The sequence below is a fragment of the Paenochrobactrum gallinarii genome, from assembly GCF_014205685.1.
GTDB classification, from domain to species: Bacteria; Pseudomonadota; Alphaproteobacteria; order Rhizobiales; family Rhizobiaceae; genus Paenochrobactrum; species Paenochrobactrum gallinarii.
The window spans coordinates 1-8,878 of record NZ_JACIIU010000037.1 but is presented as its reverse complement, the minus strand read 5'-3'; the positions used below and the strand labels follow the sequence as shown (position 1 = coordinate 8,878).

Sequence of the window (8,878 nt, the reverse complement as noted above, 5' to 3'; positions counted from 1 at the left end):
ATCAGCTTTTCCTTGCCATTAACGACATTGATCATACCAAAACCAAAGTGAAACAACCCCAGACCAATGGTATCTGCGAGCGATTTCACAAAACGTTTCTGCAGGAGTTTTATCAGGTCACCTTCCGCAAGAAGATATACACGTCCATTGAGCAATTGCAGGCTGATCTTGACGAATGGCTCGATCACTACAACAATACACGCACACATCAAGGTAAGATGTGCTGCGGAAGAAAACCGTTCGAGACAATGATCGAAGGCAAAACAATCTGGAAGGAAAAATTCATAGGTTGAATTTAACCTGACTGATACCACTCCAAAACTGATAACTGTCAGATCAAGTTTGAACCACTACAGATTAATCACGGGCGCTAATTTTCTCCTCAATCCACCCTTCAACTTCTGCTCGGACATAAGCTTGGCGCTTCACTCCAATTTGCACTGGCTGCGGAAACTTTCCTTCCTTTGCCATAAGCGAAAGAAGTACGCGTGACATAGTTGTGGCCTGTGAAGCTTCCTTCGGTGACATTAATCTTGGGCGCTGACCATTATCTGTGTGGCTCATTCCCTTCCGCCTTCCGGTGCGAGTGGTGAGGCGCCCACGTTGAGGGCGGAAACAGCTTCATCCATAAATTCGCCGATCTTCTGCCATTCGTGCGATGTAAATACAGCAGGGTAATTCAATTCCATCGGTGGTCGATTTTTATATCTCTGCCAGCAGTAGTCTGTAGCGGCTTTTCTCTGCACTTTTAAAGCCTCCCGCAACCGTTCATTCTCCGCTTTCAGGCTGTCAGATGCAGGTGCGGCGTAGAGGGGTTGTGACAGTAGACCGGCTTGCACGGGAGAGACCGTGCCCGTTGTAGAGAAACCGTGGTTTAATGAAACTAAATCATTGAGGGTTACAAACCCGACTGGAACCTGCGCATTGATCTGGGCGAGTTTGGCCTCTGCGGCTTCGGCGCGTTCAAGCCACTCTTTATCAATAAGACCTATCTGATTTAGTTTTTCTTCTAGGTATTTATGGCAGGTTAAATTCTCAATCACCGCAGTGGCTTAGGAGTAAAGGACATATTCGCCGTCGCCGTATTTCTGCACCCCCGCCAGCGTATCGGCGGAAGGCGTGGCGCGGGTGTTCAATTGCTCTGATATTGCCTCACAAGACATATATCGTAGGGTTTCCCCGCAAGCGTTACACCCAAGAAAGAAAAAAGCTTCAACGTCATTAAGGTTCAATCTATTATGTGAAACGCCTGTTGTGACGCGCTTCCCATCCTGCCAAGATTGATCAAGGCTTCCGCAATTTTTGCACGGCTTCAATTCACTTGTCATAGTAAATCATCCTCGCTCGGCAGCGTATCAATCATGCCTTCAATTTCGTCACGCAATGTTTCCAGTTGGTCGCGGGTGGCTTCCTGACTAACACTGGTATCCTCAAATAACCGACGGACGGCTTCGAGTGCGGCTTCATATTTACTTGTCATGCTGCTGTCCTTTCAGTGCCGAAAAGTTCGCCTCTAACAACAATCTGTGTTTTAGTTTGATAGATATAAAGCTTATCTTTGAAGCCGTCTGACGTGAAAACAACGCCGTTATAACTCCCATGATTATCTGGATATTGACGAACGAAATGCACAGCAAGGCTAGCTGCTCTCGACAAGCCGTGTTCTGGGACACCTATAAGCTTGATTGCTTTACTCACTTACCGCCTCCTTGCGCCAAGGCTGCGCGGCCTTCTGGTTTCAAAAAGCTGATCCAATGAGTGTTGGACGCTTTACCGCTAAGGTGGCCGACAACTGGCTTCACATCAGTCAGTGCAAGAATTTCCCGCACTTTGATTTGTGTTTCATTCCATTTGAAGATTAATGTGCCGTCTGCCTTCAAGACGCGAAATGCTTCGGAAAAGCCCTGACGGATATCATCGCGCCAAGTGTCTCGATTTAATGCACCATATTTTGCACGGATCCAGCTGCGTTCCCCTGCCTTCACAAGATGCGGCGGGTCAAATACAACAAGGCTGAATGTGCTATCGGCAAACGGAAGATTGCGAAAGTCAAACAGCCGGTCTGGCGCAATGGTTAGGTGGCGTCCGTCACACAGCACGTGTTCCTCTGCTCTGATGTCGCCAAACAATGCCCGATCATCTGCTTTATAAAACCAGAACATACGAGAGCCGTAACACATATCTAAGATTGGTTTGTTCATCCCTCTGCCTCCGGTGTCGGGGCGGCGGGTAAGAGTGTTTGCAAGTCGTTCTTGACAGAGGTGGCGTTGAATTTTTCAACGGTTGCCGTCTCAAGATCAATTCCAGCGGTAACGGCGCACAAGATTGCCGTGTGAATTACATCAGCAAGTTCACTTGCAAGTTCTTCCTTGCTCGAACGTGAACCGCGCCATCCTTGGCGTTCACGTTCCAGTTTTTTAATGACATTGCATGCTTCGCCAACTTCACCGGCCATTTCGTTGCCACGGAATGACAAATCAGGCTGCTGATCTGGACACCATTCTTTTTGACGTTCGATATGGGCTGATTGTAGCGCTGAGATTGTGATGCCGTATTGCTCGCCCTGTGCTGGCTCGGCATTCAGAAGATCAGCAATTAACCGTGCGTAATATTCGTCCCAAACTCGGCAAATTTCCTTGCCGCTTTCATGGGATATGACGCCATAATCGCAACAATCCGTTGGTATATCCTTGCAAATGAGCGCTTCATAACGTCCTCTTTCCCGTACTGGCTCGGAAGAGAGGGCGCGGAGATTGTCCGCGTGAATTAAAGTTCCGCAAAGATGCTGGTATATACGAGCGATGCTTTCACTCTCTGGGGTGGAACCTTCATAGTCCGAACACGGCAGATATTCATGACAGCGCAAACATTTCGTTCTGATCATGAGCTTTGGCCGTTGTTAGAGCAGATCGCCACAGAACTATTTGGTTTGCAGCGGGCAAAAGAACTATTGGCACTCAGTTAGCTACTTCTTGTTTATTTGCTCATTAAGAGCACGTCGTGCGAGCTCCTTCATTGAAGAGCTGGCTCGCTGTTTGTAGTGTTTATCTACTTTGCCGCAAGGTTTCCAAATATCATAGGTTTTGCGGAAATAATCAATAACGAGAAGGTCTGCCTCTACACGGCCATGACCATCTTCGATTAGCTCGTGCAATGCATCAAACACACCATTATCGGATGAATCTGGACGTTTTGTATGTCCATTCATCCATATAGGAATGCCGACGCGCTCTAAATTTCCAGAAATCCATGGATCGTCAACTGTCCACATAACATCGGGAATTTTGTAGAATAAGTCATCAAACCATTCAGGTTGAACAAGAACTCCACCATAACCCGATATTTGATCAACGTAACCGTTCTTAGTTAAATAAGGTTTCGTACCAAATATTTTGAGGACTCTCAGCAATCTATAATAGATATCCTTACGTCGCCGTCCACCCCGTGGAAGGCGACTGGATGGACGGCATGCATCGGATATATCTGGGAAAGTTTCTCCGACTTCAACTATACATGTGTTAGGCAGTTTACTTGCAGCATTTATGAAGCGTTGATGCCAGTTAGTGTCATAGATTTTATCATCGTCGCAGAAGAGAATATGTGATTGTTGATCTTTGAGGTCGCATGCGGCGGGAAGCACTTTCGTTGCAGGGCCATAATCTTTTTCACACCGTACAATTGATATGCCTTCTGGAACTTCCGGTAATACGCCATCCCAATCAGGGAATCGACGATATTTGTAAGGGATATACAGGCGAATTTCTTCGGCAGGTAAACTTTGGTTCAACAAGGATTTAAGGGTTGGCGTAAGCAACTTAAAGCGGCTCGGTATTGTAGATAGGCTAATGATAGTTGGCCGCTGCATAACTTACTCCCTAAGACATTGGTGATGTAAAACTACTATTGTGCTACAAATGTCAACTTAAATAACTTCAAGTAAATTTTTGCCTCCGCAAAGAAATGACAAGATACAACGCATAAACGCGGCAGGGCTTACCCCCGTCACAATGGGTCTTTTTTTACATAAAAAGGAAACTCCATTGAGCATGAACCTTGGCGATACCCTCCTCTTGATTGAGACAGTCTAAGCACTTCGCTCAGATCACGGACTTTGGCAGCTATTTGAGCGGACTGCGATTGGCTTATTTGGCGACGCGCGTACGGCTGAATTATTAAAACAGCCCTGATAAGCTGAACTTAATAGGGCTGTCATTAACGATTTAATTATGCGGATAGCTTCTCGTCAGAGGTAGTTTTTGTATTCACCCAAGGAATAGGAACTGTAGGTTGATCAAGTATGCCGCGTTTTCTCGCAAAGCCCTTAATCGCATTCTGTGCAGCTATGATTGGCTTCACACCATCATGCGCGTCGCAACAAGCTTTCCAAGCGGTCTCGTAAGTCAGATCACGATCATCTTCCGGCCATTCATGCAAAAACATAAGTGCATCATGGATACTAGCAATTTCTAATGTCAAATAACGTCCATTGGTGACGTAAACTGGTTTGTCAAACAAACGGTCGCTCACTTTGACCTCCTTCATCAGAACGAAATTTGTTGGAATGACGTTTTTGATTTAGTGCAGAGGAAAACCAATTCAAGGATTGTATTTTCTTTTGCTAATTAAAAAGGAACCTTTTTTTAACGCGCCGGTTCACCTTTCAGGAGGTGACATAATGGACAGTTTTGAATTTGAAACCGTATACAATGGAAGCGTTGTTCTAATTACAATAGGCGTGGTGTTGGTTATATTTTTTGCATGGCAGTGGCGGAGACGTTATAGGTCTCGAAAACATCGGCCTAAATAGGTTCTTGACTTGTCCCCGTCACAGTCAGATGTGATAGTGTGTAATTGCAGTGGTTGTGGATAAGCTGCAATATCGGTTGGAAACTATGTTTTTCCACAGGTGATGACTTGACATGATGAATCGCCTATATGTGTTGCAACATAGTTAAAGCGAACACAGGAGGTGCAGATGTATAATGTCATTACAATCGCTGACACTATCTTGAAGTTGGCGAAGGAAAAAGGTCAGGCGCTAACGCCTATGCAGCTTATGAAGCTTGTTTACATAGCGCATGGATGGAGCCTTGCTTTAAGAGACACGGATCTTTTTGCTGACCGTATTGAGGCTTGGAGATACGGCCCTGTTATTCCTGATTTGTACTTTTCAACCAAGACGTGGGGGCGCAATCCGATCCCATTACATATGATTTCGGGTGGGCTAGATGTTGATCAGTCTACTGAAACGTTTTTACGTGATGTCTTTGATAAGTACGGCCATCTTGACGGAATAGCTTTATCTCATATGACGCATAAACCAAGTACACCTTGGAGCCAAGTTTATGAGGCAGGGCGAAACGTTGAAATACCAGACAGTTTGATTGAAACTCATTATAGGCAGTTGTTGGATGACCGGTCAGGAGTTGCCGCCCCCGACTGAGGCGGATAAATCGCCGCCACGATGGGCGGATACTTCCATGTCGAGGAAGGAAGAGGCGAATTGGGACGATGTCGATAAGCTTCAAGGCGTCAAAGCTAGCAATGATATATTATGGCATAAATGCTATGGTCTTATTGTTGTGTTCCTGATGGTTTTTTTCGTTTTGGTGTTTGTAGCTTCATTGGGCGCCTGGATAATTCATCAAATAACCCCTTGGTGCTGGTTGACGCCTGAGCAATTATCTAAGATTCAATCTGTGATATTTAGCGGTAGCCTCGGGGCTATAGTGTCATCGTATATGCAAAAACAATTGCAAAAATAATCAAAAAAAACAGTTGAATTAAGCCTCGCTTAAGCGGGGCTTTTTTATTGCCGAAAGGAAATGACATGACACGACGTATTAACACGGCGGGGCTTTCGCACATCCAGAAATGGGAAGGCAAACGGCTGACTGCTTACCAGGATGTGGCTGGTATCTGGACAATTGGCTATGGCCATACATCAGCGGCCGGAGCGCCCAAGGTCGTTGCTGGCATGAAGATCAATGATCAGGAGGCGGTGCGTATTCTGCGTGCTGATCTGGCGAAGTTTGAAAAACGGGTAACTGATCTGGTCAAAGTGCCTCTTAACGATAATCAGTATGCAGCGCTTGTTTCGTTTGATTTCAACACTGGCTCTCTTCACAAATCCACATTGCTTAAAAAACTGAATGGAGGTGATTACGGCGCGGTACCGGCAGAGCTTATGAAATGGGTGAACGCTGGCGGTAAACGAGTGCAGGGGCTGGTCAATCGACGTGCTGCCGAAGCGGGTCTTTGGGCTAAAGGTGATTTCGTCTCTTCCAACTACATTGCCCCTGAACAGAAGAAAGATACTCTGCTTAAACCTGAATTAATTGCCTCAGCTGGTGGCTTGCTTTCAGGGCTTGGCGGTATGGCCGCAGGATCGTCACCAATCCAATGGGCGCTGGCGATTATCATGGTTGGGGCGTTTGGTATCGGTGTATATTATCTGATTAAGCGCATGCGGGAACAATCCGTATGAGGCTCACACTTCAACATATCATTGGCGCATTCATCGGAGGGGCAGTTTCAGGCCTCTTTTTTTACGCGCTCGGCATTCATGATGGTAAACAGCAGGCAGCGCTTAAAGCTGCCGAGGCTGTCGGTCAGGCATTCCAGAACAGGGCAGGTATCAATGAGACAATCACCAATATGGACGGCTTTACTCTCTGTGTTGAGCTTGGCGGGGTGCGCGACCAGTGCGAGCAATTGCGCGGGCTGGCAGAAGATCAGCCTTAAGCCAGAAACGGCTGTGTACGTGACTCAAAACGATAAACTGGCAGGGCAAGGAATCGCCAGTCATAATGCATATGGAAAGAAGGCTGGGTGCTGGTGATGATACCAAACGACAATGATTTCGATTTACGTTCTCGTATCATCGGCAACGAGCATCAGATAACTGCCATGGCCTTACGCGTAACTTCTCTTGAGCAATGGCAGCGACAAGCTGAATTGGCAGATGCGCGTAAGGACGAGCAGTGGAAGCACATGGACAACCGGTTCAATGATCTGGAAAAGAAAATATCGGGTGTAAGTGAAACATTAGCAAAGGTAGTCTGGCTGATTATTAGTGCTTTAATTCTTGGTGTAATCAGTTTCATTATTAAAGGAGGTTTTAACACCCTTTGATATGGTTTTACGTAATGTCTCGACAGGTTGAAATGCCAGACGCGCAGCTTTGAGGCGAGCTGTTTTCTCGGCTCTTAGTCTTGTTTCTTCATCAATTTCTTTTTCCACTCTTGTTCGTATTTGGTTATGCAATTGCGTTTTTTGAAATGCAATTTCAGCCGTTTCGCGAAGGGCGCTAAATGTATTTTTCATGAATTATCCATATGTAATAGAAAATAAAAAAGGCCAGACAATTTGTCTGACCTCAGTTGGTATTATTTTCTCATTAGTGCCAGTACATCCGTGGTCAAGAATGAGTAATACCGAATTATGCAGCTTGCAGATTGCATGCAGACATTTTGCCTGACTTGTTGTCACGCTCTGTGTCGTATCCGATTTTCTGGCCTTCATTTAGCCCGCGCATACCTGAGCGCTCAACAGCAGAAACATGTACAAACACATCGTTGCCGCCATTGTCAGGCTGGATAAAGCCGAAGCCTTTAATTGAATCAAACCATTTAACTGTGCCAGTGGTCATGATGAACCCTCTCTTAGCAATAAATAAAATTCTCCCAGCTCAATATGAACCGTGAGTATGATAACGATTTTTTGAAAGGGAAGGTTCGTTAAAGGCGCTAATGATGCGCAAAAAGCAAAGCTAAACAAGCAAATATCGATAATCAAAACATACAGGGATTAATTCTAAAGTCAACCATTGGTTTGATTTATTTCGGATTCAACTTTATGGTGTTGTAGGATTGTGTGGACGATCGTGTTGTTAGTGGATTTAATAGGCGATAAATACTTTGTTGTGTTCCGTTTCCTCATCGCCTTTTATCCTATGATCCAGGCAAAACCACAGTTGACCATATCGACCCCGAAAACCAAAGCTGCCCCATTTTTTACAGCCGTTGTGCATGCACCAGTGTTCATCCATTCCTTTGGATGTCATGACTTTCTTCTCCTCGCTCATGAAATGCACTCCATAAAAAAGACAAGCGGGTGCAGCCTTACGCACTTCTACGCAAGCAGTTTCACGACTCGTAAAGCCAGTTGTTCCTATTTTGTTCCGTAACTTAGAATTGTCAATGGGAGAAATAATGAGACATTAAAGAATGTGTATATGGGAAGAAACTACGTCCATTGGTAACACTAGGTTCATTTGAACTTGTGGGCAGTGCCAAGTTGTAAGCTAAGTCATTGATTTTATTGGCGCACCCGACAGGATTCGAACCTGTGACCTCTGCCTTCGGAGGGCAGCACTCTATCCAGCTGAGCTACGGGTGCGCAGTCGCTTTGATGTAAAGCTAAGCCGTTCTAACGCAACCACTCTTGCGTATCAATGGGGAATAAGAGGATTATGGGCAGATTATGTGAATAATTTGGTAGGAGTGATTATGGGTTATAAGTTGTAGCGGTTCAAACTTGATCTGACAGTTATCATTTTTGGAGCGGCATCAGTCAGGTTAAATTCAACCTATGAATTTTTCCTTCCAGATTGTTTTGCCTTCGATCATTGTCTTGAACGGTGTTCTTCCGCAGCACATCTTACCTTGATGTGTGCGTGTATTGTTGTAGTGATCGAGCCATTCGTCAAGATCAGCCTGCAATTGCTCAATGGATGTATATATCTTCTTGCGGAAGGTGACCTGATAAAACTCCTGCAGAATCGTTTTGTGAAATCGCTCGCAGATACCATTGGTCTGGGGTTGTTTCACTTTGGTTTTGGTATGATCAATGTCGTTAATGGCAAGGAAAAGCTGAT

The 8,878-nt window shown here is 45.4% G+C and carries 18 protein-coding genes and 1 tRNA gene; 5 read left to right on the top strand and 14 right to left on the bottom strand.

All coding sequences use genetic code 11. The annotated features are described in order from the left end of the window. The coding region (locus FHS77_RS15095; RefSeq protein WP_184224758.1) for an integrase core domain-containing protein at positions 1 to 293 on the top strand (293 nt) is incomplete at its 5' end. A 64-nt stretch (positions 294 to 357) separates the two neighbouring features. Here the strand turns inward: FHS77_RS15095 and FHS77_RS15090 are convergent. The 9 genes from FHS77_RS15090 to FHS77_RS15050 all read right to left on the bottom strand — a co-directional run bounded on the left by FHS77_RS15090 (position 358) and on the right by FHS77_RS15050 (position 4,527). Continuing rightward, on the bottom strand, positions 358 to 564 hold the full coding sequence (locus tag FHS77_RS15090) for a helix-turn-helix transcriptional regulator (protein WP_184224757.1): 207 nt from the start codon (positions 562 to 564) through the stop codon (positions 358 to 360). Next, positions 561 to 1,043: a hypothetical protein gene (locus FHS77_RS15085; RefSeq protein WP_184224756.1), complete on the bottom strand. Its 483-nt coding sequence runs from the start codon at positions 1,041 to 1,043 to the stop codon at positions 561 to 563. Before FHS77_RS15085 ends, FHS77_RS15090 begins: the two co-directional genes overlap by 4 nt. 9 nt (positions 1,044 to 1,052) lie before the next feature. Further along, positions 1,053 to 1,328 (bottom strand): hypothetical protein, encoded by a 276-nt coding sequence (locus tag FHS77_RS15080; protein WP_184224755.1) that lies wholly within the window; start codon positions 1,326 to 1,328, stop codon positions 1,053 to 1,055. Then, positions 1,325 to 1,480 (bottom strand): hypothetical protein, encoded by a 156-nt coding sequence (locus tag FHS77_RS15075; RefSeq protein ID WP_184224754.1) that lies wholly within the window; start codon positions 1,478 to 1,480, stop codon positions 1,325 to 1,327. Before FHS77_RS15075 ends, FHS77_RS15080 begins: the two co-directional genes overlap by 4 nt. Further along, a complete protein-coding gene (locus FHS77_RS15070) occupies positions 1,477 to 1,698 on the bottom strand; it encodes a hypothetical protein (protein ID WP_184224753.1) in 222 nt (73 codons plus the stop codon). The genes FHS77_RS15075 and FHS77_RS15070 overlap by 4 nt, the downstream gene beginning before the upstream one ends. Then, the gene (locus FHS77_RS15065; protein WP_184224752.1) at positions 1,695 to 2,201 is read right to left on the bottom strand and encodes a class I SAM-dependent methyltransferase; all 507 of its coding nucleotides are present in this window, start codon (positions 2,199 to 2,201) and stop codon (positions 1,695 to 1,697) included. Before FHS77_RS15065 ends, FHS77_RS15070 begins: the two co-directional genes overlap by 4 nt. Next, complete coding sequence (locus FHS77_RS15060; protein ID WP_184224751.1) at positions 2,198 to 2,884, bottom strand: MazG-like family protein; 687 nt, start codon at positions 2,882 to 2,884, stop codon at positions 2,198 to 2,200. The genes FHS77_RS15065 and FHS77_RS15060 overlap by 4 nt, the downstream gene beginning before the upstream one ends. Positions 2,885 to 2,965: 81 nt before the next feature. Continuing rightward, positions 2,966 to 3,865, bottom strand: a complete 900-nt coding sequence (locus FHS77_RS15055; RefSeq protein WP_184224750.1) for a glycosyltransferase family 2 protein — start codon at positions 3,863 to 3,865, stop codon at positions 2,966 to 2,968. A 359-nt stretch (positions 3,866 to 4,224) separates the two neighbouring features. Continuing rightward, positions 4,225 to 4,527, bottom strand: a complete 303-nt coding sequence (locus FHS77_RS15050) for a DUF982 domain-containing protein (protein WP_184224749.1) — start codon at positions 4,525 to 4,527, stop codon at positions 4,225 to 4,227. 448 nt (positions 4,528 to 4,975) lie between these two features. Here FHS77_RS15050 and FHS77_RS15045 point away from each other — a divergent pair, with 448 nt between their 5' ends. The 4 genes from FHS77_RS15045 to FHS77_RS15030 all read left to right on the top strand — a co-directional run bounded on the left by FHS77_RS15045 (position 4,976) and on the right by FHS77_RS15030 (position 7,134). Then, on the top strand, positions 4,976 to 5,443 hold the full coding sequence (locus FHS77_RS15045) for a Panacea domain-containing protein (protein ID WP_184224748.1): 468 nt from the start codon (positions 4,976 to 4,978) through the stop codon (positions 5,441 to 5,443). A 387-nt stretch (positions 5,444 to 5,830) separates the two neighbouring features. Then, entirely contained in the window at positions 5,831 to 6,487 is a 657-nt protein-coding gene (locus tag FHS77_RS15040; RefSeq protein WP_184224747.1) for a lysozyme, read from the top strand. Further along, on the top strand, positions 6,484 to 6,744 hold the full coding sequence (locus FHS77_RS15035; RefSeq protein ID WP_184224746.1) for a hypothetical protein: 261 nt from the start codon (positions 6,484 to 6,486) through the stop codon (positions 6,742 to 6,744). Before FHS77_RS15040 ends, FHS77_RS15035 begins: the two co-directional genes overlap by 4 nt. A gap of 96 nt (positions 6,745 to 6,840) precedes the next feature. Then, entirely contained in the window at positions 6,841 to 7,134 is a 294-nt protein-coding gene (locus tag FHS77_RS15030; protein WP_246431371.1) for a hypothetical protein, read from the top strand. On the opposite strand, the gene FHS77_RS15025 is transcribed toward FHS77_RS15030, so the two are convergent. From FHS77_RS15025 to FHS77_RS15005, 5 genes are all read right to left on the bottom strand, one after another. Next, entirely contained in the window at positions 7,081 to 7,326 is a 246-nt protein-coding gene (locus FHS77_RS15025; protein WP_184224745.1) for a hypothetical protein, read from the bottom strand. The genes FHS77_RS15030 and FHS77_RS15025 overlap by 54 nt on opposite strands. A gap of 115 nt (positions 7,327 to 7,441) precedes the next feature. Next, positions 7,442 to 7,651 carry a cold-shock protein gene (locus FHS77_RS15020; protein ID WP_184224744.1) on the bottom strand — a complete coding sequence of 70 codons (210 nt, stop codon included), beginning with the start codon at positions 7,649 to 7,651 and terminating at the stop codon, positions 7,442 to 7,444. Between the two features lie 249 nt (positions 7,652 to 7,900). Beyond that, entirely contained in the window at positions 7,901 to 8,086 is a 186-nt protein-coding gene (locus FHS77_RS15015; protein WP_184224760.1) for a hypothetical protein, read from the bottom strand. Between the two features lie 237 nt (positions 8,087 to 8,323). Further along, a tRNA-Arg gene (locus FHS77_RS15010) sits at positions 8,324 to 8,400 on the bottom strand. A gap of 185 nt (positions 8,401 to 8,585) precedes the next feature. Continuing rightward, on the bottom strand, positions 8,586 to 8,878 hold a 293-nt coding region (locus tag FHS77_RS15005; protein WP_184224743.1), incomplete at its 5' end, for an integrase core domain-containing protein.

Bases quoted from the DNA above. Each gene is read 5' to 3' on its own strand.
- FHS77_RS15060 (WP_184224751.1), bottom strand. From the start codon at position 2,884: ATGATCAGAACGAAATGTTTGCGCTGTCATGAATATCTGCCGTGTTCG.
- FHS77_RS15040 (WP_184224747.1), top strand. From the start codon at position 5,831: ATGACACGACGTATTAACACGGCGGGGCTTTCGCACATCCAGAAATGG.
- FHS77_RS15020 (WP_184224744.1), bottom strand. From the start codon at position 7,651: ATGACCACTGGCACAGTTAAATGGTTTGATTCAATTAAAGGCTTCGGC.
- FHS77_RS15025 (WP_184224745.1), bottom strand. From the start codon at position 7,326: ATGAAAAATACATTTAGCGCCCTTCGCGAAACGGCTGAAATTGCATTT.
- FHS77_RS15075 (WP_184224754.1), bottom strand. From the start codon at position 1,480: ATGACAAGTAAATATGAAGCCGCACTCGAAGCCGTCCGTCGGTTATTT.
- FHS77_RS15055 (WP_184224750.1), bottom strand. From the start codon at position 3,865: ATGCAGCGGCCAACTATCATTAGCCTATCTACAATACCGAGCCGCTTT.
- FHS77_RS15080 (WP_184224755.1), bottom strand. From the start codon at position 1,328: ATGACAAGTGAATTGAAGCCGTGCAAAAATTGCGGAAGCCTTGATCAA.
- FHS77_RS15015 (WP_184224760.1), bottom strand. From the start codon at position 8,086: ATGAGCGAGGAGAAGAAAGTCATGACATCCAAAGGAATGGATGAACAC.
- FHS77_RS15030 (WP_246431371.1), top strand. From the start codon at position 6,841: ATGATACCAAACGACAATGATTTCGATTTACGTTCTCGTATCATCGGC.
- FHS77_RS15045 (WP_184224748.1), top strand. From the start codon at position 4,976: ATGTATAATGTCATTACAATCGCTGACACTATCTTGAAGTTGGCGAAG.
- FHS77_RS15065 (WP_184224752.1), bottom strand. From the start codon at position 2,201: ATGAACAAACCAATCTTAGATATGTGTTACGGCTCTCGTATGTTCTGG.
- FHS77_RS15035 (WP_184224746.1), top strand. From the start codon at position 6,484: ATGAGGCTCACACTTCAACATATCATTGGCGCATTCATCGGAGGGGCA.
- FHS77_RS15090 (WP_184224757.1), bottom strand. From the start codon at position 564: ATGAGCCACACAGATAATGGTCAGCGCCCAAGATTAATGTCACCGAAG.